The organism is Gardnerella piotii, from assembly GCF_049815665.1.
GTDB lineage: Bacteria > Actinomycetota > Actinomycetes > Actinomycetales > Bifidobacteriaceae > Bifidobacterium > Bifidobacterium piotii.
Genome location: NZ_CP187450.1, coordinates 696371 through 720109 on the forward strand (window position 1 = coordinate 696371; position 23739 = coordinate 720109).

Here is a 23739-nt window from a genome sequence, read left to right on the forward strand (position 1 = left end):
AAAGTCTAAAAAATATATGTAGATTGGTATACTTAAAGGAGCGGTTTTTGTTTTGTTTAGCATAGAGTGAGCCTAGATTTTACTTACTTCTACTTACTGTAATGCTGAACATAAAATTGCTAAGAGATAGTTATGTTCGTATACGAGAGAGGACTACACTTATGTGGAATAAGTTGCATGTGTTTTCTGTAAAGAAATGCCTGGCTGTTGCAACATCGGCTGTTGCTTGTGCAGCAATGATTGGATCTACTGCAGTATCTGCTAGTACATTGGTTGATTTGCCTAATAACAGCGTTGCAAATGTTAATACAAATTGGCAGATTAAAGACAATAAAGTCGCAAGCTACATTTTAGGCGAAATACGTAATTTGCGCTTAAAGTATTATCAAGATGGCGTTACACTTATGAACGGCATGCCTCTTGCGGATTATGTTACTTCTAAGGGTCTTACAAAAGAGCAATATATTGATGGTATTCGCTACGATCGCGCAAACGAAGAAGATGCGTATCGTCGCGCAGAAGAGACTGCTAAGCATGGCAAGATTGATCATTTGGGTCCAGATGGCGTAAGCCTTCCAGACTACACTGGTCGTAAGGCTTGGGGTGAAAACCTTGCTTGGGGCGAAGATCCAGAAGAATCTATGCACGATTGGGCAAACGAAGAGGAATCCCAATTGCGCCAAGCTAATGGCATGATAAATGGTGATAACGCTCACTTATATCAAATTTTGAACCCAGAAAACATTTCCTTCGGTTATGGCGAGGCTGCTGGCGGTCCTCACGGAAAAGTATCTGCTTTAACTTTGTCAAATTATGTTGGAGATACCGACTATCAAAATGGCAAGCTAGATAACACTCCTCACCTTGATTTTGCGTGGATTATTCGAGACAACGACATTGCTGTTGGCGCAAATGCCTATAGCGATAAGCCTCTTGAGTATCGTTGGCTTTCTTACAATTTGAGTACTCAGCAGTGGGCAACTATTGCTGATTGGAGTACTGGAAACTGGGCTTCTTGGGTTACAAGGCCAGGCGACTATTGGTTGCATTGCGAAGTACGCGATCCTTCTACCAAGAAAGTTATTTTAGAGAAGACAATTGCTTTCCACTACACGGTTCCAAGCCAGACTGTTATTGCTGGAACGTACGCTGCATGGCAGGGTAATAGTGTTCTTCTTGGCGCAACTACTAATAATCCTAATGGTTCTACCAAGATTAAGATCTACGATTACAACGCTAAGCAGTGGGTTGAAGGATTTGATGGTCCTTGGGCTTTGTGGAGCCCACGTCCAGGTATCTACTGGACTCATTTTGAGGCATATGATCAGAACGGTAACTTGTCGGATGTTAAGACATACGCCTTTGGCGTGTGAGTTTGATTAGCTGGTCTGATTATTTAGTCTGATTAGCAAGTCACATAAACATAAAAAGAATCATATAAAAAGCCTGCTTACGTATTAAACGTTTGCAGGCTTATTTGTTTATATTATTTGTTTATATTATTTGCGACTTACAAAATGTTGCAACTTACCAAATGTGTACGCGCTCGCTTGGGTCGAGCCACATCTCGTCGCCTTCTTTAACGCCGAATGCATTGTAGAACAAGTCAACGTTGCGCGCAATGCCGTTAGTGCGGCACTCTGCAGGGGAGTGTGGATCGATTTGAAGGTATTGCTCCGCAATCTCGTTACGAGACTTTGAACGCCACACAAGCGCGTAGCTTAAGAAGAATCGTTGCAAAGCAGTGAAGCCATCTACCTTAGGAGCGTTCAGCAAAGTTTCGCGAATCGCATCGTCGCTTCCGTCAATCTCTTGCCCATTGCTCTTTTGCAAAGCAAAAGCGTACGCTTTAAGCGCAATAGTTACGCCGCTTAGATCGCCAATATTTTCGCCGATTGTTAAAGCGCCATTTACGTGAGGCATTGCATTGCGCTCTTCTTTGCTCTTTAAGTGAGAGTATTTAACAATAAGCTGCGTTGGAGTAAAAGCATTGTATTGCTCAATAAGCGCTTTAGTGCGCTCAGTGAAGTTGGTTTTGTCTTCTTCAGTCCACCAATTGTTAAGCACGCCGTCGCCATCGTATTCGCAACCTTGATCGTCAAAACCGTGGCCGATTTCGTGGCCAATTACTGCACCAATAGCACCGTAATTTGCTGCGTCTGGAGCACTTGGGCTAAAGAATGGAGGTTGCAAAATCGCAGCTGGGAACACGATTACGTTAAGCAGTGGATCGTAGTAAGCGTTTACGGTTTGCGGAGTCATCTGCCACTCTTCACGATCCACAGGTTCTCCAGCTTTTGCAGTATACCTACCAAACACAAATCGAGAAACTTCGCGCATATTCTCAATTAAGCCAGCGTCTTCCTTAATATTTAGCGCAGAGTAGTCAATCCAATGATTTGTGTAACCAATATTTGGCTCAAACTTGCTAAGCTTTTCCAAAGCCTTTGCTTTAGTCTCCTCGCCAAGCCAGCTGCTGTTAGAAATAGATACGCGGTATGCGTTAATAAGATTGCTAACTAAGCCTTCCATATACTTTTTAGAAGACTCAGGGAAGTGCAAGCGCACATATTCGCGGCCAACTTCTTCGCCGCAAGCATCGTCAACAACTCCGATTGCACGCTTCCAGCGGTCGCGTGGCTTTGTGGCACCAGAAAGCACTTTGCCGTAGAAGTCGAATCTAGCTCCAGCAAAGTCCTCGCTTAACATGCTTGCCCAGCACAAAATCACGTGCACGCGTGCCCAAAGCTTTAGATCTTCTAAGTCGGCTTCTTGCCAAATCTTATTCAATCCTTCTATAAAGCTTGGCTCGTGAACTACCACTTTGCTAAAAGCTTTACGAAAATCTATTGGCTGATTCTTTGCTTCTTCCGAGTTATCGTAAGATTTTTGAGCAGCGTCTAAGAAGGCGTCAAGATTTAACGCTTCAAGCGTTTTTGCCAAATCCGCATAATCGTAAGGATTATAAGTTTTTTGAGAATCGCGTGTTGCTACATTATCCCAATGGTTGCTTGCGATTTGTGTTTCAACCTTCAAGAAACGTTCCGATTGCTCGCTTGTAGTAGTGGCATCTCCGTAACCTGCTAATCGCAGCAACTTTGCTACCATTTTTACGTATTCAGCGCGAATCGGAGCGTAATTATCTTCGCGATAGTATGCTTCGTCTGGCAAGCCCAATCCAGCCTGCTCAATGTGCATAATATTCGTCTTAGGGTCTTTAGGGTCTCCGCATACGCCAAAAGCAAACATTGCATTTGGGCCGCCGTATGGAGTAAGAGAAGCAATAGTGCGAACTAAGTCTTCTTTGCTGCTGGCTGCATCAACAGCGTCTAAATCGCTCTTAATTGGCGTAATTCCAGCTTTTTCAATAGATGCAGTATCTAAATAGTTACGGTATAAGATTCGCGACTTTTTGGCTGGGCAATCTTCGCTTTCTAAAATATCTCGAATTTGCGTTTCTGCATCTTCTGCAAGCTTGTAGAAAGCACCAAACATTGGTTTGTCTTCTGGAAGAGTGTAAGTGTCAATCCAAGGGCCGTTTACGTAACGGAATAAATCGTCTTGTGGTCGAATAACCGAAGAGAAGGAAGCTGGGTCAAAATTTACAGCAGAAATTTCCTTCTGCGATTCTTTATTATTATTTTCATTGTTATTAGGCATGTGCCTAGATTACAAGTATTAAGCGACATCATTGGCTAGTATTTTCGCCATATTTTGTGCTATTTTCGTGCCTGCGCGTTAGTCTTAAATCATGATTGAACTTAAAACTCCATCCGAGATTGAAGCTATGAAGCCTGCAGGTCGCTTCGTGGGTAGTATTCTTAAAGATTTACAAGCAATGACAAAAGTTGGAACAAATCTTCTTGAGATTGATGACTTTGTTCGCCAACGCATTATGAGCCGTAAAGGTGCATCTTCTTGCTATGTTGATTACGCTCCTGATTTTGGAACTGGTCCTTTTGCGCACTACATTTGCACTTCTGTAAACGATGCTGTTCTTCATGGCGTTCCTTTTGATTACAACCTTAAAGACGGCGATTTGTTAACGCTTGACTTAGCGATTAACGTTGACGGATGGGTTGGAGATTCTGCTGTTAGCTTTGTTGTTGGAAAGCATGCAGATCCAGAAGATTTGCGCTTGATTAAGTGCACTGAGGAAGCACTCGAGGCTGGCATTAACATGGCTCAGCCTGGCAACCGTCTTGGGGATATTTCTGCAGCTGTTGGATGCGTTGCTCACGAGTATGGTTACAGCGTAAATCTTGAGTTTGGCGGCCACGGAGTTGGCCATATTATGCATGGCGATCCGCACGTTCCTAACGATGGCACAGCGCATCACGGCTACAAGCTTCGCCCAGGCTTGGTTATTGCGATTGAGCCATGGTTCTTAAAGACTACTGACGAGATTTATCAAGATCCAAAAGACGGTTGGACTCTTCGATCTGCAGATGGTTCGCGCGGTGCTCATAGCGAGCATACGATTGCAATTACAGAGAATGGTCCAGAGATTTTGACTGTTCGCTAAACTTTTAATAGTAAATGTGTAAATAATTGCGTAAAGCTTTAACGTAAAAGTTAAATAGTAATTGCGTAAAACGAACATAATAAAACATAAAGAGGTACTTTAAGTAAATGGCGGAATTTGATTTTGCTCAAGCGTTAAATGATGTTGAAGCAAAGTATTCTTCGATTTCTAAAGCAATAGATATTGATTCGCTTAAGTCTACGATTGCAGATTTAGAAAAGCAAGCTGCAGAGCCTGGACTTTGGGATGATTCTGAACATGCTCAGCAAGTTACGAGTAAGCTTTCGGCAGCTCAGTCTCAATTAAAGCGTTTGCAAGCTGTAGATCAACGCATTGAAGATGCTAAAACTTTGATTGAGCTTGGGCAAGAAGAAAGCGATGCCGATTCTATGAGCGAGGCTCAAGAGGAGCTTGGCGCTATTGCTCACGAGTTGGACGATATGGAAGTGCAGACTCTTCTTGATGGCGAATACGACGCGCGAGCAGCTGTAGTTACTATTAGATCTGGCGCTGGTGGCGTAGATGCGGCTGATTTTGCGCAAATGCTTCTTAGAATGTACTTGCGCTGGGCAGAGCGAAATGGCTACAAAACTAAGATGATGGACACGTCTTATGCGGAAGAAGCTGGTATTAAATCTGCGACTTTCCAGGTGGATGCTCCATACGCGTATGGTCGTCTTTCTGTAGAAGGCGGAACTCACAGAATGGTTCGTATATCTCCATTCGATAATCAAGGCAGGCGTCAAACTGGCTTTAGCGCAGTGGAAGTAATCCCACTTGTTGAAGCTACGGATCATATTGACATTCCAGATTCCGACATTCGTGTAGATACTTTCCAAGCGTCTGGCCCTGGCGGACAAGGCGTAAATACTACGTATTCTGCTGTTCGTATTACCCATTTGCCTACTGGTTTGGTTGTTTCTATGCAAGATGAGCGCAGCCAGATTCAGAACCGTGCCGCTGCAATGGCAGTTTTGCAATCGCGTTTGCTTGTGTTAAAGCATGCAGAAGAAGCTGCTAAAAAGAAGGAGCTTGCTGGAGATATTAAGGCAAGTTGGGGAGACCAAATGCGCTCCTACGTTCTTCACCCGTACCAGATGGTAAAGGATTTGCGCACAGGCTACGAAACTTCGCAAACTCAAGCTGTTTTTGACGGAGATATTGACGGTTTCATTGAAGCTGGCATTCGATGGAGGCACGAGCAGCGAGTTGCTGCAAAGCGCGGATAATTGCGTCTAGGTTGTTTTGACTTAGCGTAAAGCGCCTAAAATCAAAAACAATCTATAAGATAGTAAAAAGTAAAGAATATCGTTCAATAGTTCGTAAAGGAAAATGCAGATATGTCTCTGATTTCGCTAGAACATGTGTCGAAGATTTATCCTAAGGGCACACGCCCCGCTTTGGACGATATTTCTTTAGACGTTAATCGCGGCGACTTTGTGTTTCTTGTGGGCGCTTCTGGGTCTGGTAAGACAACGCTTTTGAGTTTGCTTTTGCGAGAAGAAGAAGCCACAAAAGGCGAGATTCACGTTGCTGGCAACGACTTGAGGCGACTGGTAAATCGCCAGGTTCCGCAGTATAGAAGGTCACTTGGCTTTATTTTTCAGGATTATAAGCTGCTTAATAATAAAACTGTGTATCAAAATGTGGCTTTTGCACTAGAGGTTATTGGCACGAGCCGCTCTACGATTAAGTCGCTTGTTCCGCGAGTTTTGGAAACAGTTGGTTTAACAGGCAAAGAGAATAATTATCCGCACGAGCTTTCGGGTGGTGAGGCTCAGCGAGTTGCCATTGCGCGCGCGTACGTTAATCATCCGCAAATTCTTCTTGCAGACGAGCCTACTGGAAACTTGGATCCTACAACTTCTCTTGGAATTATGGAAGTTTTGGACGCTATTAATCGCACGGGTACTACGATTGTTATGGCTACGCACAATGAGGAAATTGTTAACTCTATGCGAAAGCGCGTTGTGGAGCTTCATTCTGGTCATATTGTGCGAGATGAGCGCGAGGGTTCTTACGATTCTGCGCTTTACTTCCCAGACGCAGATGTTGAGCAAAAGTCGAAAGCTCAGCAAGCTGTAGAAGGAGACTCCATTAGTGCTGCTGTTGCTGATTCTAAGGGCGATTCTAAGAGCGGTTCAAATGGCGAATCAAATGGCGAATCAAATGGCGAATCTAGCTCAAATGCTAATAGTCAATCGCCTATAAATGCAAATGGTTTTGACGAGTCGCAAGAAAATTATCGTTTTATGTCTAAACGTGCAAAGCGTGCAGTTCAAGCAAAAAAGGCAATGGATGCTGTTGCTCAAACTTTGCAAAATGGGTCCGAAAAGAATGAGGGCATTGCTCGTCTTGCGCAATCTGTTCATTCTGGCAGAACGGGTAGATATGGCGAGGTTTTTCAGCCTTTAGAAACAACTATGACTTGGGGGCGTGGGCTTTCGATTCCGCCTGCTCCTCCTGCAAAAAAGTCAGAAGATAATGGTGATGCCAGTAGCGTTGACGAGTCGAATGAAACAAGCTCTAATAGCAAAGCTAGCGATATTGAAGTAAATAAAACCGAAGCGAATAAAAGCGAAGAGAATAAAACAGAAGTGAATAATAGCGAAAATCTTAAGAACGAAGGAGACGAGTAATGCGATTGCGATTCATATTCTCCGAAACGTGGATTAGTTTACGCAGAAACGTTTCTATGATTATTTCGGTAATGCTCGTTACCTTCATATCGTTCTTGTTTATAGGCGCATCTGTTCTTATGCAAGCACAAATCACAAAAGCTAAGGGCGATTGGTACGACAAAGTAGAAGTGGTTGCGTGGCTTTGCCCAGATGGTACGAGTCAGGCAGCGTCTTGCGCTTCTGGAAAAGCTCCAACAAAGAGCGAAATCGTAAAGTTAGAAAACATTATTAACCAAGAACTTGGCTCAGACGTTTCAAACATAACTTACGTTAGCAGAAGTGAGTTTTACAAAAACACTTTTCTTAAGCAATATCCTAATGGCTTATATCAAGGCCGCACTTTAACAGCTGCAGATATGCAAGATTCCTTGCGACTAAAGCTTACAAATCCAACAAAATATCAAGTTGTTTCCGAGGTTCTTTCTGGTCGTGAAGGCGTAGAAGAAGTTGTGGACCAAAGGCAGATTTTTGACCCCGTGTTTAGTGTTTTGAATCACGCAACAGCTGTGACTATTGTGCTTGCTGCAGTTATGGTTGTTGTTGCGATTATGCTTACAGGTACTACGATTCGCATGTCTGCGGCTTCTAGAAAGCAAGAGACAGAGATTATGCGACTTGTTGGCGCTTCTAATTGGACGATTCGCATGCCGTTTATTTTAGAGGGAGCGTTTGCTTCTCTTATAGGATCTTTGCTATCTGGGTGCGCGCTAAGCATTGTTGTTAAGGTGTTTATTACGGATTGGCTTGCACAAAACGTTCGTTGGATGCCGTTTGTTAATCAAGCAACTGTTTGGATGACTGTTCCAGCGTTGGTTATTGGAGCTGTTTTGCTTTCAATAATCGCCTCCGCGTTTGCTTTGAGACGATATTTGCAAGCGTAAATCGTCTTAAATATAAATATAAGTGATATAAAACTTAAGATTGGTTTGAAACGCTTACGATTAATAAGATTTTCAATGTATAATTCGCTTTAGTGCTTGTAAAGGTTGAAAGGAAAGCAAGTTGGGTAGAAAGTTTGAAAGCAAAGGATGCTATTTTTACTATTCTAAACGCGTTGTTACTAGCGTGATTGCGCTAAGCGTTCTTATGCTTTCTGCATTTACTATTCTACTTGCGTATACTCCTTTGCGTGCGAATGCTGTAACAATGCAAGATTACAACAGAAAAGTGCAAAGTAATGCGGCTCTTAAAAAGCAATTGGCTGGAGTTAGTAAGCAGCTTGCAGATAAGATTTTAGAGCTTAATGATCTTAACGAGCATCAAATTCCAAACCAGATTCGAGCAGCTCAACAGGCTCAAGATCAAGCGCAACAAGCAATGAGTCTTGTTGAGTCAACAAATCAACGTTTGCAATCTGCTCAAAAAGATAAGCGCGATTTGGAAGAAAAGATTAAAAAAACTGGCGAAGATTTTGACGACGCAAAGGCTGCTGTGGCCCAGCTTGCGCGAAAAAGTTTCCACGGTTCAAACGCTTCTAACGTAATGGCTATGGTAACCAATTCAACAACTACCGAGCAATTTGTTGGAAAACTTCAATCGGAAGCTGCTGTTGTTCGTAGTGAGGCGAATGCTGCTAACGATGCTGCTGTTACTTTGAGCAACTCAATGAATAGGCGTCAGCGTTTGGCTGCTATAGAAGATGAGATTCAAAAATTAAAGCAAAAAGCTCAAGACCAGGCACAAAGCGCGCAAGCTGCAGCAAAAGCTGCTGTAGATAAGCAGCGTTCTTTGCAAAATTTGCGAGACCAGGGAAGTGTTCTTAGAAAGCAGTTGGAAAGTCAAAAGAACAGTCTTACGTCTCGTGCTGCTCGTGAGGCTGCAGAAATCGTTGCGTTAAAATCTCAAATCGACGCTCAAGCTAGGGCTTTGGCTGCGTCTGCTGCAGCTCGCATGAATCCAAATGCTAATCGCCAACAAATACGCGGTGGTGGTTGGAGTGCGCCTTATTTGCCTGCGTTGCCTCTTTCTAATGGTGCTGCAAGTGGCATGAATTACTCAGTTCCTGGCAATTGCCCTGCTGGTTCTGGTAATTGCTACGGTCATAATACTGGTAATACTGCTGGAGGTTCTGCATACCCTGCTCGCCAGTGCACGCTTTGGGCATATTTGCGTAGGTCGCAGCTTGGTTTGCCTGTTGGATCATTTATGGGAAACGGCGCAGAGTGGGCAAATTCTGGGCGCAGACTCGGTTATCTTGTAAATCGCACTCCACACGTTGGTGCCGTTATGGTGTTTTCTAGAGGTGCTGCTGGGTCCGACCCTACGTACGGCCATGTTGCTGTTGTTGAGCGTGTAAATTCCGATGGCTCCGTGCTTATATCTGAAGGTGGTGTTGGGTTTGCAACTTTCCCATCTTATAGGACTATCGGAAATGCTGGAAACTATGAGTACGTTCACTATTAATTTTTAATTTTTATGATTTGATTTAGGTATGATTCGATTTAGGTTGGTGTAGTTTGGATAAAAAACCTGGTTCAGATGGTACTTTAACTGTTGCAAGAAATAAAAAAGCTAATCACGATTATGCGATTGAAGATTGCTACGAAGCAGGTATTGCGCTTACTGGAACCGAAGTTAAGTCTTTACGAGAAGGCAGAGCTTCTTTAGCTGAAGCGTTTGTAAATATTGATAGACGTGGTGAGATTTGGCTAGAAGGCGCAAATATTCCAGAGTATCTAAATGGAACGTGGAATAATCATGCGCCTAAGCGTAAGCGTAAGTTACTTCTTCATGCTGTTCAGATTGCTAAGCTTTCTAGGCAGATTGAAGCTAAAGGCTATACGATTGTGCCTTTGAGGATTTATTTTAAGGGCAGCTACGCTAAAGTTGAGATTGCTTTGGCGCGAGGCAAAAAAGAGTACGATAAGCGACAAGCGTTGCGCGAAGAACAAGATAAGCGCGAGGCTTTGCGCGCTATGCGATACAAGAATATGCAATCTAGGTGATTGATGTTGCGCGGGCGAATCGACTTGCATGAGCGCTTAGAGCGTAGCGCGCGAATGCACTTCGATTTGCTGAGCCGCTCAAACGTAAAGTCCAGTGGACTTTACGTGCGGCGAAGACGTTCGCGCGCTTAGACCGCGCGAACGATGTGACGGGTTTTGTACCAAATTTGACCTAAATTACGTACAAAGTGCGGAAAATAATACGCGCATATTCCACTTACTTGGTGTTGCTCGGGCGCGACGACCTGCCATGTAGTGCGATTGTATAACGACACGCCGTATATTATTCATTTTTACGAATAATATACGGCTTTTTGATTTTGTAATTCGTTATTTTTTGCTAATTTTTAACATATGCGTGTATGGCAATTTATGAATATTCAGTTTTTGTATTTTAATAATCGCAATTTAGTAGCGATATCGTGTATAGTTATGCATATCACTGTAAATTATAAGTTATTCATTCTTTAAAACTGAAGGATTGAACAGGAGAAGAAAATGCTTAAGTCAAATAAGATTTTTATGTTCGCTAAGCCAGTTGCTGCAATTGCAACTCTTGCATTGATTGGATGCACATGCGCATGCGGCCCTGCTGATTCTAAAGCAGAAGACCCAGATGTGGCACGCAGCTACGATGTAAGCAAAGTTCAAAAAGACGAAGAGATTGCAAAGCTTGTTCCAGAAAGCGTTGCAAAAACTGGCGAACTAACTGTTGGCGTAAATGTTAGCTATGCTCCTGCAGAATTCTTTGCTGCCGATGGCAAAACCCCAGTCGGTTACGAGATTGATTTTTCTAAGGCGTTAGCAAAGCTGATGGGCTTAAAAGCCAAGATTATGCACGCGCAATTCGATTCCATTATTCCAGCAATCGGAAGCAAGTATAACGTTGGAATCTCTGGCTTTACAGTCAACGCTGAACGTATGAAGTCCGTTGATTTTGTAACGTACGCAAACGCTGGCTTATCTTTTGAAGTTCGTAAAGGCAATCCAACTAATGTGGATCCAAAGAATCTTTGCGGCAAAAAAGTTACATTAGAAACTGGCACTGTTGGCGAGCCAATCATGGAAGAAGCCAAGAAGCAGTGCGTTGCAAATAACGATAAGCCGCTTGAAATCCTAAGCTTTAAGGATCAAACAGATGCCACTACAGCTTTGCTTTCTGGCCGCGCAGATGTTATGTATGCAGATACTCCTGTGGCTGGTTACGCTGCAATAAAGAATAGCGGAAAGCTAGAGATTCTAGAAAGCAGCGATGACGCGGAGCCAATGGGTGCAGCTGTTAAGAAGGGCGATGCTAAGATGCTAAAGCTTATTAAGGCTGCAATCGATAAGCTTATGAAGAATGGCGTTTACAAAGACATTCTTAAAAAGTGGGGCGTTGAAAACGTTGCTATTAAGGAAGTGCAAGTAAACCCAGAAGTATGATTTTAAAGTTGGCGTGCGTTTGTAGATACTGCATAAGTAAAATCGCACGCCAATTTTTTGTATTTAATCTACATTAATTTGCATATGTTGCAACCTAAAGTCTTTATGGAGAAAGTATGTTTAACAGTTTAAATAAAAAGCCTTTGCAAAATTCGCAAGGAAGCGAGCGCATTTTGCCAGTTAAAAATCCTGGACCAATCGTAGCTGGCATAATCGTAGCAATAATCGCATGCTCACTGATTTATTCTATAGTCACTAATCCGCGATTTGAGTGGAATGTTGTTGGAATTTATCTTATAAGCAACAACGTTCTTGCTGGTATTGGTTGGACTTTGTTGTTGACTTTGCTTTCTATGGTTATTGCGATTGTTTTGGCTGTTTGTTTGGCTATGATGCGTAAGAGTGTTAATCCTGTTTTACGTGGTGTGAGCTGGTTCTTTATTTGGTTTTTCCGTGGTACGCCTGTTTATACGCAGCTTGTTTTTTGGGGTATGTTTGCGGTTCTTGTTCCTAAGTTGAGTTTGGGTGTTCCGTTTACGTCTGTTGAGTTTTTCTCGATTGATTCTAATGTTGTTATGACTTCTTTGAATGCTGCTGTTATTGGTTTGTCTCTTAATGAGGCTGCGTATTTGTCGGAGATTGTTCGTGCTGGCTTGGAGGCTGTGGATGCTGGTCAGGTTGAGGCTGCTCAGGCTTTGGGTATGGGTAGGTCTTTGACTATGCGTAGGGTTGTTTTGCCTCAGGCTATGCGTATTATTGTTCCGCCTTTGGGTAATGAGACTATTGGTATGCTTAAGACTACGTCTTTGGTTTTGGCTGTTCCTTTTACTTTGGAGCTTCAGTTTGCTACTAATGCTGTTGCTAATCGTATTTATAAGCCGATTCCGCTTCTTATTGTTGCTAGTGTTTGGTATTTGGTGATTACGTCTGTTTTGATGGTTTTGCAGGTTATGTTAGAAAAGCATTTTGGTAAAGGATTCGAAGCAAAAGACATTGTAAAAAATACGCAAATCAACTCAAATGCTGCAAAGCGTGGAGATAAAGCCATTAAAGCTGCTAGCGATGCGGTAAATGGTCGCAATAATGCAACAATGCTTGGATTTAACGCATAGTTGTATTGATTGCATAATGCAAGCATAAATAAGTGCATTATAAATGATAAAATTCCATTAGTTTTTATTAGATTTGAGGAAAAATGACTGATATTTTAACGGTTGATACACAAAGCCAAAATGTTACTAAAAGTGATACTCCAGCAGTAGTCATAGAGGATTTACACAAGTCCTTCGGCAATTTGCAAGTTCTTAAGGGAATTGATATGACTGTTAAGCCAGGAAGTGTAACAGTTATACTTGGGCCTTCGGGAAGCGGAAAGTCAACTTTGCTGCGATTAGTGAACCAGCTTGAAACAATCACATCTGGAAAAATTACGATTTACGGCGAGCGCATTGGCGTAAAAACTGTTGTTCGTAAGGGTAAAGAGGTTTTGCAAGCGTTAAACGATAAAGAGATTGCAGCGCAGCGCGCAAAGCTTGGAATGGTGTTCCAGCGTTTTAACCTGTTTCCACATATGACTGCTATTGAAAACGTTATGGAAGCGCCAGTTCACGTTTTGCACATGGATAAAATTGCAGCGCACGATTTAGCGGTTAAAGAGCTTGAGCGCGTTGGGATGGCAGACCGCGTAGATCATTATCCTTCTCAACTTTCGGGCGGTCAGCAGCAGCGAGTGGCTATTGCTCGCGCGCTTGCTATGAAGCCAGAAATCATGCTTTTTGATGAGCCTACGTCTGCGCTAGACCCAGAGCTTGTTGGAGAAGTGCTTAATGTTATGCGCGACTTGGCAAACGATGGTATGACAATGATTGTTGTAACTCACGAGATTGGTTTTGCTAGAGAAGTTGCAGATCAAGTTGTGTTTATGGACGGCGGAAAAGTTGTTGAATGTGGAACGTCTGGGATTATTGATAATCCTCAAACTGAAAGGTTCAAGGATTTTCTGCACAACGTTTTGTAAGCCTAACATATAAATGTAAATACGTAAAAATTAAAGTATTTTGTGTAAAATTATGAATAATTTATGGCTGTGGTGTTTGCTGCAGCCTTTTTATTTTGATTAGTATTATTATTCAAACAATTTTACGCAAAGAATATTTTGCGTAGTGTTTGGCGTGTTTGTGTAATAACAAACATAGTGTAAAGTTGTTCATTGTTTGAATATTCCATCCAATTTATTCGGAGATTAGTATGAGTGATGCATGTTCTTCATGCGAATCAAACTCGCATAGTAAGAACGGCGTTCGTGTATCTCGTTGGCTAAGATTTGTTGCTGCGTTTACGTCGCTATCTTTACTAGGATTTTCTAGTGCTTGCGGAACAAGTGATGCTGTTGGGCCAGATCCTCTTTTAGCGCGCAGCTACGATGTTAATCGTATTAAAAAAGATAAAAGTATTGCTGCAATGTTGCCAAAAAAGCTTGTTGAAAGTGGCGAGCTTGTAATGGGTACTAATGTTGGGTATGCGCCAGCAGGATTTTATGCTAGAGATGGAAAAACGGTTGTAGGCTACGAAATAGACTTAAACAAAGCGTTAGCAAAATTGATGGGATTAAAGCTTCGCATTGTTCACGCGCCTTTTGACGCGATTTTGCCATCTGTTGGAAGCAAATTTGATATTGGTGTTTCGGGATTTACGGTTAGCAAAGAGCGAGAAAAGTCGGTTGATTTTGTAACGTACGCGGATGCTGGCTTGCTTTTTGTTGTTAGAAAAGGCAATCCAACAAATGTGAATCTTAACGACTTATGCGGTAAAAAAGTCTCTGTGCAAGTTGGAACAACAAGCGAAACTCAAATGTATGACGCAAGAGATGTTTGTAAAGTAAGTCGCAAAGCGCCATTAGACGTTCTTGCTTTTAGGGAACAAACGGATGCTACGACTGCAGTAGTTGCAGGCCGCGCAGACGTTATGTATGCAGACACTCCTGTTTCTAGTTTTGCGATTGAGCAAACGGACGGACAGTTGGAGCCGTTGGGTAAAAGCCGAGATAAAGCTCTTATGGGCATTATTGCTCAAAAAGGAGACACTCAGCTTGTAGAAGCAATAAAAGCTGGTATTGAAAAGCTAATACAAACGGGCGCGTATCAAGAAATAATGAAGGCGTGGGGTGTTGAAGACGTTATGATTAAGCACCCAGAAGTAAATCCAAAAGTGTGATTGCTTTTTAGTTGATTAGACTAGGATAAAAACATGAGTGCTAAAAATAACAACAACAACGAGCGTATTTTGCCAGTCAAAAATTCAGTGCCGATTATATCTGGCATTATTGTGGCGATTATAGCGTGTGCTCTTGTGTATTCAATTGCTACAAATCCGCGATTTGAGTGGGCAATCGTTTGGAAGTACATTTTTAACGAGAACGTTCTTGCTGGTATTGGTTGGACTTTGTTGTTGACTTTGCTTTCTATGGTTATTGCGATTGTTTTGGCTGTTTGTTTGGCTATGATGCGTAAGAGTGTTAATCCTGTTTTACGTGGTGTGAGCTGGTTCTTTATTTGGTTTTTCCGTGGTACGCCTGTTTATACGCAGCTTGTTTTTTGGGGTATGTTTGCGGTTCTTGTTCCTAAGTTGAGTTTGGGTGTTCCGTTTACGTCTGTTGAGTTTTTCTCGATTGATTCTAATGTTGTTATGACTTCTTTGAATGCTGCTGTTATTGGTTTGTCTCTTAATGAGGCTGCGTATTTGTCGGAGATTGTTCGTGCTGGCTTGGAGGCTGTGGATGCTGGTCAGGTTGAGGCTGCTCAGGCTTTGGGTATGGGTAGGTCTTTGACTATGCGTAGGGTTGTTTTGCCTCAGGCTATGCGTATTATTGTTCCGCCTTTGGGTAATGAGACTATTGGTATGCTTAAGACTACGTCTTTGGTTTTGGCTGTTCCTTTTACTTTGGAGCTTCAGTTTGCTACTAATGCTGTTGCTAATCGTATTTATAAGCCGATTCCGCTTCTTATTGTTGCTAGTGTTTGGTATTTGGTGATTACGTCTGTTTTGATGGTTTTGCAGGTTATGTTGGAAAAGCATTTTGGCAAAGGATTCGAAGCAAAAGCAGATAGCATTCATAGCAACAGGTAACAGTAATTACAAAACATAGTAATTGCAAAACATAATTGCAAAACGAGTAGAAACACACACGTTTTATAACGTACAATAGAAAATTATGTGTGGAATTGTTGGATACGCAGGTTTTGGCACAGTTTGCGCAAAGCCTTTAGAAGTTTGCTTAAACGGATTAGAACGCTTAGAGTACAGAGGCTATGATTCATCTGGAGTTGCTCTTGCTGCTCCAGGAATGGATTCTATATGTGTTCGCAAAAAAGCTGGTCGCTTAGCTGTTTTAAGAAAAGATATAGCCGAAAATCCAATGCCAGATGCGAGCGTTGCAATAGGCCACACGCGTTGGGCTACAAATGGCGCTCCTTGCGACTTAAACGCGCATCCTCATGTTAGTGCAGACGGAAAAATCGCCCTTATTCACAACGGTATTATTGAAAACGCTATTAGTCTTAAAGAACAAATGCAAAAAGAAGGCATAGAGTTTTCATCTCAAACAGATACGGAAGTTGCAGCAAAAGCACTTGGAAAAATCGCGAATCAAATAATTGAAGAAACTGGTAAGCCAGATCTTTTTGAAGCAATAAGACGAGTTGCAAAAATTCTTAAAGGAGCTTTTACTCTACTTGCAGTGGATGTTAGACAGCCTAATATTGTTGCTGCTGTTCGCCACGATTCGCCGCTTGTAGTAGGTGTTTCAAATAACGAGTATTTTCTAGGCTCCGACGTTGCTGCTTTTGTAGAATACACAGATAAGGTTCTTGAAGTTGGTCAAGATCAAGCTGTTTTAATCGGAGATATAGAAGGAAACAAAAAAGCACAGCTTTTACTTACAGATTTTGATGGCAATAAGATTGAAAACCCTAGTTACTTTACAGTAGACTGGGATGCTTCTGCGGTAGAAAAAGGCGGGTGGGATTCCTTTATGGATAAGGAAATCCACGAAGATCCGCATGCTGTAGCCGATACTTTACGCGGGCGATTCGACGCAAAAGGGAACATTATTCTTGACGAAGTTAGGATTAGTCAAGATGTTTTGCGATCAATCGACAAAATAATAGTTGTGGCTTGTGGAACAGCAAGCTACGCTGGATTAGTTGCAAAATATGCGATTGAACATTGGGTGCGTATTCCAGTAGAAGTGGAGCTGGCTCACGAATTTAGGTACAGAGACCCGATTTTAACGCATAGAACGCTTGTTGTAGCAATTTCGCAGTCTGGCGAAACAATGGACACGTTAATGGCGTTAAGGCATGCGCGTGAGCAGGGTAGCCGCGTGCTTGCAATATGCAACACTCAAGGCTCGAGTATTCCTCGAGAATCGGATGCTGTACTTTACACGCATGCAGGCCCAGAAATCGCAGTTGCTTCCACAAAAGCATTTGTTGCGCAAATCGTAGCAGCATACATGCTTGGTCTTTATTTGGCTCAAGTCAAAGGAACAATGTATAGAGATGAGATTCAGCAAATCGTGTCTCAACTTAAAGAAATGCCAGATAAAATTCAAAACGTTTTAGACACTCAAACGGACTCAATAATGCAAGCTGCAAAGCGAACAATGGATGCAAAATCGTTCTTGTTCCTTGGCAGGCACGTTGGCTACCCAGTAGCGCTAGAAGGCGCATTAAAGCTAAAAGAGATTGCGTACACGTTTACAGAAGGCTTTGCTGCAGGAGAGCTAAAGCATGGCCCGATTGCTCTTGTAGATAAGGGAGAGCCGGTTGTTGTGATTGTGCCATCTTCTAGGGGCAGAGACGTTTTACACGCTAAAGTGATATCGGGAATCGAAGAAGTTAAGGCTCGCGGAGCGTTTACGATTGCGGTTGCAGAAGACGGCGATCCAGACGCTGAGCGTTACGCAGATATTGTGTTTTGGCGCCCTAAATGCCCAACATTGCTAAGCCCGCTTGTAGATGTTGTAGCATTGCAACTTTTTGCTATGAATATGGCAAAGCTTAAAGGCTACGACGTTGATAAGCCTAGGAATCTTGCAAAATCCGTAACTGTGGAATAGCAATACAATGAGTGTTATGAGTGCAAGAAGACCGCACAAAAATCGCAAGCAGGATTTTGGTTGTTTTGTTATGCGTAATATAAACCGTAATATAAACTGCGATTTGACTCGTTATATAAAGCGTGTAATTTCTGCGATTATATGCGTTTTTGCTGTTGTTTTTTGTGCGTCATGCGGATCTGTTGATTCTAGAACAAAAATCACGGTGTGGTCTTGGGAGCCAAGCATGAAGCGGATTGCTGCAGATTTTGAGAAGCAAAATCCAGATATTCGCGTTAGTGTTAAAGACACAAGTGGGTATAGCAATCTTAATAGCGCTATTCAAGATGGCTATGGCATGCCAGACGTTGCTCAACTTGAGTACTATGCTTTGCCACAATACGCTGTTAGCGGTCAGCTTCTAGACATTACAGATAGGGTACAGGGAACTCAAACATTTTACACGCAAGGATCATGGTCTTCTGTGCAATTAGGAGGCCGAATATACGGTTTACCAATGGATTCAGGGCCTTTAGCGTGGTTTTATAATCAAGATGTGTTTAGCCAAGCAGGCGTGGATGCTACGCAAATTCACACTTGGAAAGACTACATTCACGCAGCAAGAAAGCTAAAAAATATTGGTGTTTATATTGCTGCGGATTCTGGAGATGCTAGCTTTTACAACGCTATGATTTGGCTTTCTGGCGGGCATCCGTTTATAACCTCGCACGACGGAAAAACTGTTACTGTTCGCTTAAGCAAAGATAAAGGAACAAAAGACTTTACAAAATTTTGGCAATTAATGATTGACGAAGACTTAGTGGACACAAGGCTTACAACGTGGACTCCATCTTGGAAGAGCGCTGTTGGTTCTGGAAATGTTGCTTCCGTTTTTGCTGGAGCATGGATGACTTCGCTTTTAATGCACGATATTCCAGGCGGAGCAGGGCTGTGGCGTGTTGCAAGAGTTCCAACAATGGATGGCAAAAATCATAATGCGCAAATGGGCGGATCTGCGCTAAGTGTATTGCAATCTAGCAGGAAGCCAGAAGCTGCAATGCGTTTTGTTGATTTTGTTTGCCACAATCAACAAGGCATCAAAGAACGCGTTAGTTCGGGAGCATTCCCAGCAGACGTTGTAACTCTTAGAGATAGCGCATTTTTGAATAAGACTACTGTTTTGGATTCTAGAGGAATTAAAGTGCCATACTTTGGCGGGCAACACTTTAATAGAGTTTTTGCGGATGCAGCACAACATGTGTATACGGGGTACAAGTATTTGCCATTTGAAGTATATTCGCGTAGTGATTTTCGCTCCACAGTTGGCTTAGCTTATGATTGGAATCGAAAGTCAAAAGCGCGATTAAATACTAAAGCTATGATTGACGCTGGAATTAAGCAAGATGACGGAAAAGATTTTGTTCTTCCAGACGACCCTGGCCCTAAAATTCGTCTTAAAGACGGAATCGCGCTTTGGAAAAAAGACTTAAAAGAATACGGGTATAATCAAGGTTTTGTTGTTCGCTGAGAGTGTTCGCTGAGACTTATGTGCTTTAGGTTTGTAATCCAAAGGAAAAGTCGCTAGCAACCGATTGTTCTTCTATAAATCTCGTACATTCCCTTAAAAATCAAATTTGGATCGTAGTGATCAATCGAATCAACGTCTTTTTCAAAAAGTCGCCCCAAGCCTCCTGTAGCAACAACCTTAAACGGCTCATTTATCTCTATTTTGAATTGCTCAATTGTGCGCTCAATGCCCCCGAGGAAGCTGTAGTAGAGGCCAGCTTGCATAGCAGGACGAGTTGATTTTGCAAGAATGGATTTAGGGCGCGAAATCTCAACTTCTGGAAGCTGAGCAGTATTATCCCATAGAGCTGCCGCAGCCGAGCTGATTCCCGTGCAAATAAGTCCGCAAGTAATTGCTCCGCTTTTATCAACGTAGTTATAAGTTGTAGCTGTGCCAAAATCAATTACCAATGCTGGGCCGCCATATTCGTAAAACGCGCCAACACAATCTGCTAAGCAGTCTGCGCCCAAAGAGCGAGGCTCGTCAATCCTAATATTTACGCCAGTTTTTACTCCAGGACCTACAATCATAGGGTCGATTTGCAAAAACTTAACAATGCTTGCGCGGAACGAGTGCATAACTTTTGGAACAACAGAAGCAACAATAACATCTTCAACATCGTTTACGCTAAAACCGCTTAAATTAAGGAATTGCGTAATCATAATGCCGTATTCGTCGGAAGTGTGATTTGCTTTTGTAGTCATTCTATATGTGCCAACAATCTTGCCGTTATCTAAGAATCCAAGCACAATATTCGTGTTGCCAATGTCTACTGCTAAAAGCATATTCGCCTCCGTTGTGTTTGTGTGTTGCCAAACTTAAGTATGCGCATCTTTAGAGCAATACTACATTAATGCTAAGTCGTTGCGTGCAATTTGATTGTTTGTGCTTGCTGTTTTAGGAAATCACATAAAAGTGTGGCGGTGTGGCACAGTAGGTGATAAAGTCGAAAACAATGGCAGCGAGGCTAGAAAGGAATTGTAAATGATAAATCGTCAAGCAATATTGCATAGGCCACTTTCACAATACGCGTATTCTACGGCAGAATATTGCTTAACAATTCGCTTGCGTGCAGCAAAGAATAATCTTTGTTCATGCGTTTTGCACTACGGGAATCGCGTTGATTTAACTCCGTTAGACAAGTTTTGCACGCTGAAAATGGAAAAGATTGCAAGCGACGATTACTTTGACTACTATGAAGCGAATATAAGCAGCGATTTAGATAGAGTTTGTTATTACTTTGAGATGCAAGATGCGGATGAGCACTTGTATTTGTATGCCGATACTATTGCAGCTGATTTTCCAGAAGATCGTACAGAAGTCTACCAGTTCCCATTTATTCGCCGCGAAGAGATTAGCGACGTTCCACATTGGCTTAAAGAGGCTGTTGTTTACAACATTTTCCCAGATAGTTTTGCAGATTCTAAACGCGGCATAAGTTGCATTGCAAAAGATTATTTTGATGAAAAAACTGGCCAAACTTTACACACTCGTTTGGGCGGAACAATTAGAGGCATAATCGAAAACCTTGATTATATAGAAGATTTGGGCTTTAATTGCTTGTACTTAAATCCTATTTTTACAGCTGCAGAGTACCATCGTTACGATCTTCTTGACTACTACCATGTTTGCCCTAATTTAGGAACGGACGACGATTTTAGGGAGCTTGTTAGCGAGGTTCATAATCGCGGCATGCACATAATTATTGACGGCGTTTTTAATCATTCTAGTTGGTATTTCTTCGCGTTTGACGATGTTGTTAAAAATGGCGAAAATTCGCAATACAAGGATTGGTTCTATGGATTAAAGTTCCCTGTTGTGCGCCCCGAAGATGGCGAGCGCCCAAGCTATACGTGTTTTGCGTATGAGCGTAAAATGCCAAAGCTTAATACTTCTAATCCAAAAGTTCGCGACTATTTTATGGACGTTTGTCGCTATTGGCTTGAAGATTTTGATGTTGACGGTTGGCGTTTAGACGTTGCTAATGAGGTTGATAAAGACTTTTGGCGTGCCTTCCGCGCTGTTGCTAAAAAGACTAAAAAAGATAGTGTGCTAATTGCGGAGATTTGGGAGAATTCTGAGCGTTGGCTGCAAGGAGATATGTTTGACTCCACTATGAACTACGAATTCCGCAAAGTTTGCCGCGATTTCTTTGCTTTTGGTAAGATTAATGCGCGCGAGTTTAATAGTCGATTTGTGGATATGCTTTTAAGATACCCATTCCCGATTGTTCAAGGTCAATTGAATTTGCTTGATAGTCATGACGTTAGTCGCTTTAGGAGCTTGTGTGCGCAAAATTCCGCGGATTCTGGCGATTCTTCCGCGGTGGATAAGCGATTCCGCTTGGCTGAGCTTTGTTTGCTTACGTCTGTTGGAACTCCAAGCGTGTTCTATGGGGACGAGCTTGGCGTAGTTGGTTTTGAAGAGTGTGATTACCGCGCGGCTATGCCTTGGGTAAATCCTGTAAAGGATAATCGCGACTTGTTCCGCGAACTTATAAACTTGCGTAAAAGTAACGATTGCTTTAGTCATGGCAATTTTAGAGTTCTTGACTATGATGAGCGCGGAAAATTTGTGTTTGCGCGAGAAACCGACTCTAAGCGTGTTGTAGTGGCTTTAAATGCGTTTAATGAGTCTAACGATTCGTTTAGTGGCTTGCCAGATTGTAAGCCGATTATTAGCTATAATTATGATGCTCAAAATCACTCTCTTGGAGCTTTTGGATACGCGATTTTTGAAGCAAAATAGCGATTTTTACTAGCGATTTTTGCTGGCGATTTAATCAATAAAAATGGCACTTAATCAAGTGATTTAAGTGCCATTTTTATTTACAAGCTTAAGATATTTGCAAATCCAACTACAAATCTAAGAAAAGCTGATGGATTCTAGTGTCTTCGTCAAGCTCTGGGTGGAAAGCTGTTCCGATTTGATTTCCCTGGCGAGCAGCTACAACGTTGCCATCTACTGTTGCAAGAGTCTCGGCATTTGGGCCGACTTGCGCAATATAAGGCGCGCGAATAAACGTCATTGGAACAGCTCCAAGACTGTCAAAATCCGATTCGCAATGGAAGCTTCCAAGCTGGCGGCCGTAAGCGTTGCGCTTAACAGTAACGTCTAGAGTGCCAAATCCACTAACTTCGTTACCTTCCACGTTTTTTGCAAGTAAAATCAATCCTGCACAAGTGCCAAGAACAGGCATTCCGCTTGCAATCCTCTCGCGCAAAGGCTCAAGCATATTTTGCTCTTTAAGAAGTTTAGTTTGCACAGTGCTTTCTCCGCCAGGCAAAACAAGGCGGTCAAAAGATTGCTCCAAATCTCGCGCTTGACGAAGCTCAATAACGCGCGCGCCAAGCTTTTCTAGCATTAAGCGATGCTCAAGAAAAGCTCCTTGAACAGCTAAAACAGCTACAGTGTGCGCGCAATTATTTGTATTGATAGGTGAGTTTGCCAAAATAATTCGCCTCAATTACTCGCCGCGATTAGCCATTAAAAGCTTGATTTCTTGCTCGTTAATGCCAACCATAGCTTCGCCTAAATTCTCGGAAAGCTTAGCAATCATCTTGGCATCTTTGTAATTAGTAACAGCCTTAACGATTGCAGCAGCGCGCTTTGCTGGATCTCCAGACTTAAAGATGCCAGAGCCAACAAACACGCCTTCTGCGCCAAGTTGCATCATTAAAGCAGCGTCTGCAGGGGTAGCAACACCGCCAGCTGCAAAGTTTACAACAGGAAGCTTGCCGTTTTGTGCAACGTACTTTACAAGATCGAAAGGCACGCGCAATGTCTTGGCTTCCTCAAAAAGCTCATCCTCGCGCATGCTTGTAAGCTTACGGATTGCGGAATTCATCATGCGCATGTGGCGCACTGCCTGAATCACATCTCCAGTTCCAGGCTCGCCCTTAGTGCGAATCATGGAAGCACCTTCGTTAATCCTTCGCAAAGCTTCGCCCAAATCCTTAGCTCCGCAAACAAATGGAACTGCAAAATCACGCTTGTTAATGTGGTACACGTCGTCTGCAGGGCTAAGCACTTCGCTTTCGTCAATATAGTCAATCTCAATAGCCTCAAGTACTTGCGCTTCTACAAAGTGACCAATACGGCATTTTGCCATAACAGGAATAGACACAGCCTCTTGGATTCCGTGAATCATAGCGGGGTCGCTCATTCTAGAAACGCCACCAGCCGCGCGAATATCGGCAGGAATGCGTTCCAACGCCATTACAGCGCAAGCTCCAGAATCTTCAGCAATTCGCGCCTGCTCCGGAGTAGTAACATCCATAATCACGCCGCCCTTAAGCATTTGTGCAAGCTGGCGATTTAGAGCAGTGCGGTCTTGGCTGCCGTTATTTTGCGGATCTGAGGATTCGTTTACTGTTACTGTAGTATTCAAGTTTTCTGCCATTATTCCTCGCTTTTTATTGGCGTTTTATTGGCGCAATTTGCATGCATGCTGTGTGTAACATCTTTATGCGTCTGTTATACATTTTTTGCAAATATGC

General features: G+C 42.6%; 19 protein-coding genes. 15 read left to right on the plus strand and 4 right to left on the minus strand.

Annotated features, from left to right (window positions below; all coding sequences use genetic code 11):
* Nucleotides 1-161: 161 nt before the first annotated feature.
* Complete coding sequence (locus ACPEIW_RS02945) at nt 162-1373, plus strand: CAP domain-containing protein (RefSeq protein ID WP_422113010.1); 1212 nt, start codon at nt 162-164, stop codon at nt 1371-1373.
* Between the two features lie 154 nt (nt 1374-1527).
* Here ACPEIW_RS02945 and ACPEIW_RS02950 read toward each other — a convergent pair whose 3' ends face one another.
* Nucleotides 1528-3660: a M13 family metallopeptidase gene (locus ACPEIW_RS02950; protein ID WP_425664299.1), complete on the minus strand. Its 2133-nt coding sequence runs from the start codon at nt 3658-3660 to the stop codon at nt 1528-1530.
* Between the two features lie 91 nt (nt 3661-3751).
* Between ACPEIW_RS02950 and map the strand changes: the two genes are divergently transcribed.
* From map to ACPEIW_RS03015, 13 genes are all read left to right on the plus strand, one after another.
* Nucleotides 3752-4525, plus strand: coding sequence for a type I methionyl aminopeptidase (gene map, locus ACPEIW_RS02955; RefSeq protein WP_016785904.1), 774 nt, complete (start codon nt 3752-3754; stop codon nt 4523-4525).
* Between the two features lie 107 nt (nt 4526-4632).
* Nucleotides 4633-5754 carry a peptide chain release factor 2 gene (gene prfB / locus ACPEIW_RS02960; protein ID WP_248899214.1) on the plus strand — a complete coding sequence of 374 codons (1122 nt, stop codon included), beginning with the start codon at nt 4633-4635 and terminating at the stop codon, nt 5752-5754.
* Nucleotides 5755-5865: 111 nt separating this feature from the next.
* Complete coding sequence (gene ftsE, locus ACPEIW_RS02965) at nt 5866-7164, plus strand: cell division ATP-binding protein FtsE (RefSeq protein WP_016785908.1); 1299 nt, start codon at nt 5866-5868, stop codon at nt 7162-7164.
* On the plus strand, nt 7164-8087 hold the full coding sequence (gene ftsX / locus ACPEIW_RS02970; RefSeq protein WP_032812849.1) for a permease-like cell division protein FtsX: 924 nt from the start codon (nt 7164-7166) through the stop codon (nt 8085-8087). The genes ftsE and ftsX overlap by 1 nt, the downstream gene beginning before the upstream one ends.
* Before the next feature lie 205 nt (nt 8088-8292).
* Nucleotides 8293-9609: a CHAP domain-containing protein gene (locus tag ACPEIW_RS02975; RefSeq protein ID WP_425664390.1), complete on the plus strand. Its 1317-nt coding sequence runs from the start codon at nt 8293-8295 to the stop codon at nt 9607-9609.
* 53 nt (nt 9610-9662) lie between these two features.
* On the plus strand, nt 9663-10151 hold the full coding sequence (gene smpB, locus ACPEIW_RS02980; RefSeq protein WP_004130644.1) for an SsrA-binding protein SmpB: 489 nt from the start codon (nt 9663-9665) through the stop codon (nt 10149-10151).
* 498 nt (nt 10152-10649) lie between these two features.
* Complete coding sequence (locus ACPEIW_RS02985) at nt 10650-11576, plus strand: ABC transporter substrate-binding protein (RefSeq protein ID WP_425664303.1); 927 nt, start codon at nt 10650-10652, stop codon at nt 11574-11576.
* Between the two features lie 116 nt (nt 11577-11692).
* Entirely contained in the window at nt 11693-12688 is a 996-nt protein-coding gene (locus ACPEIW_RS02990; protein WP_425664305.1) for an amino acid ABC transporter permease, read from the plus strand.
* Nucleotides 12689-12771: 83 nt separating this feature from the next.
* On the plus strand, nt 12772-13593 hold the full coding sequence (locus tag ACPEIW_RS02995) for an amino acid ABC transporter ATP-binding protein (protein WP_415688347.1): 822 nt from the start codon (nt 12772-12774) through the stop codon (nt 13591-13593).
* A 230-nt stretch (nt 13594-13823) separates the two neighbouring features.
* Nucleotides 13824-14789: an ABC transporter substrate-binding protein gene (locus ACPEIW_RS03000; RefSeq protein WP_016635665.1), complete on the plus strand. Its 966-nt coding sequence runs from the start codon at nt 13824-13826 to the stop codon at nt 14787-14789.
* A 33-nt stretch (nt 14790-14822) separates the two neighbouring features.
* Nucleotides 14823-15701: an amino acid ABC transporter permease gene (locus ACPEIW_RS03005; RefSeq protein ID WP_425664308.1), complete on the plus strand. Its 879-nt coding sequence runs from the start codon at nt 14823-14825 to the stop codon at nt 15699-15701.
* Between the two features lie 85 nt (nt 15702-15786).
* Complete coding sequence (glmS, locus tag ACPEIW_RS03010) at nt 15787-17694, plus strand: glutamine--fructose-6-phosphate transaminase (isomerizing) (protein ID WP_425664310.1); 1908 nt, start codon at nt 15787-15789, stop codon at nt 17692-17694.
* Between the two features lie 16 nt (nt 17695-17710).
* The gene (locus tag ACPEIW_RS03015; RefSeq protein ID WP_425664392.1) at nt 17711-19201 is read left to right on the plus strand and encodes an ABC transporter substrate-binding protein; all 1491 of its coding nucleotides are present in this window, start codon (nt 17711-17713) and stop codon (nt 19199-19201) included.
* Nucleotides 19202-19254: 53 nt separating this feature from the next.
* On the opposite strand, the gene ACPEIW_RS03020 is transcribed toward ACPEIW_RS03015, so the two are convergent.
* Entirely contained in the window at nt 19255-20025 is a 771-nt protein-coding gene (locus ACPEIW_RS03020; RefSeq protein WP_016786294.1) for a type III pantothenate kinase, read from the minus strand.
* A 199-nt stretch (nt 20026-20224) separates the two neighbouring features.
* On the opposite strand from ACPEIW_RS03020, the gene ACPEIW_RS03025 reads away from it, so the two are divergent.
* Nucleotides 20225-21988 carry a glycoside hydrolase family 13 protein gene (locus tag ACPEIW_RS03025; protein WP_032815583.1) on the plus strand — a complete coding sequence of 588 codons (1764 nt, stop codon included), beginning with the start codon at nt 20225-20227 and terminating at the stop codon, nt 21986-21988.
* A 109-nt stretch (nt 21989-22097) separates the two neighbouring features.
* Here the strand turns inward: ACPEIW_RS03025 and pdxT are convergent, their stop codons facing one another.
* Together pdxT and pdxS are read right to left on the minus strand one after the other, a co-directional pair.
* On the minus strand, nt 22098-22697 hold the full coding sequence (pdxT, locus tag ACPEIW_RS03030; RefSeq protein WP_425664394.1) for a pyridoxal 5'-phosphate synthase glutaminase subunit PdxT: 600 nt from the start codon (nt 22695-22697) through the stop codon (nt 22098-22100).
* A 9-nt stretch (nt 22698-22706) separates the two neighbouring features.
* Nucleotides 22707-23642 carry a pyridoxal 5'-phosphate synthase lyase subunit PdxS gene (gene pdxS / locus ACPEIW_RS03035; RefSeq protein ID WP_004113518.1) on the minus strand — a complete coding sequence of 312 codons (936 nt, stop codon included), beginning with the start codon at nt 23640-23642 and terminating at the stop codon, nt 22707-22709.
* Nucleotides 23643-23739: the final 97 nt, after the last annotated feature.

Bases quoted from the DNA above. Each gene is read 5' to 3' on its own strand.
- ACPEIW_RS02975 (WP_425664390.1), top strand. From the start codon at position 8,293: ATGCTTTCTGCATTTACTATTCTACTTGCGTATACTCCTTTGCGTGCG.
- glmS (WP_425664310.1), top strand. From the start codon at position 15,787: ATGTGTGGAATTGTTGGATACGCAGGTTTTGGCACAGTTTGCGCAAAG.
- ACPEIW_RS03000 (WP_016635665.1), top strand. From the start codon at position 13,824: ATGAGTGATGCATGTTCTTCATGCGAATCAAACTCGCATAGTAAGAAC.
- prfB (WP_248899214.1), top strand. From the start codon at position 4,633: ATGGCGGAATTTGATTTTGCTCAAGCGTTAAATGATGTTGAAGCAAAG.
- ACPEIW_RS02945 (WP_422113010.1), top strand. From the start codon at position 162: ATGTGGAATAAGTTGCATGTGTTTTCTGTAAAGAAATGCCTGGCTGTT.
- ftsE (WP_016785908.1), top strand. From the start codon at position 5,866: ATGTCTCTGATTTCGCTAGAACATGTGTCGAAGATTTATCCTAAGGGC.
- ACPEIW_RS02990 (WP_425664305.1), top strand. From the start codon at position 11,693: ATGTTTAACAGTTTAAATAAAAAGCCTTTGCAAAATTCGCAAGGAAGC.
- ACPEIW_RS03025 (WP_032815583.1), top strand. From the start codon at position 20,225: ATGATAAATCGTCAAGCAATATTGCATAGGCCACTTTCACAATACGCG.
- ftsX (WP_032812849.1), top strand. From the start codon at position 7,164: ATGCGATTGCGATTCATATTCTCCGAAACGTGGATTAGTTTACGCAGA.
- ACPEIW_RS02985 (WP_425664303.1), top strand. From the start codon at position 10,650: ATGCTTAAGTCAAATAAGATTTTTATGTTCGCTAAGCCAGTTGCTGCA.
- pdxS (WP_004113518.1), bottom strand. From the start codon at position 23,642: ATGGCAGAAAACTTGAATACTACAGTAACAGTAAACGAATCCTCAGAT.
- ACPEIW_RS03005 (WP_425664308.1), top strand. From the start codon at position 14,823: ATGAGTGCTAAAAATAACAACAACAACGAGCGTATTTTGCCAGTCAAA.
- ACPEIW_RS03015 (WP_425664392.1), top strand. From the start codon at position 17,711: ATGAGTGCAAGAAGACCGCACAAAAATCGCAAGCAGGATTTTGGTTGT.
- ACPEIW_RS02995 (WP_415688347.1), top strand. From the start codon at position 12,772: ATGACTGATATTTTAACGGTTGATACACAAAGCCAAAATGTTACTAAA.
- ACPEIW_RS03020 (WP_016786294.1), bottom strand. From the start codon at position 20,025: ATGCTTTTAGCAGTAGACATTGGCAACACGAATATTGTGCTTGGATTC.
- map (WP_016785904.1), top strand. From the start codon at position 3,752: ATGATTGAACTTAAAACTCCATCCGAGATTGAAGCTATGAAGCCTGCA.
- ACPEIW_RS02950 (WP_425664299.1), bottom strand. From the start codon at position 3,660: ATGCCTAATAACAATGAAAATAATAATAAAGAATCGCAGAAGGAAATT.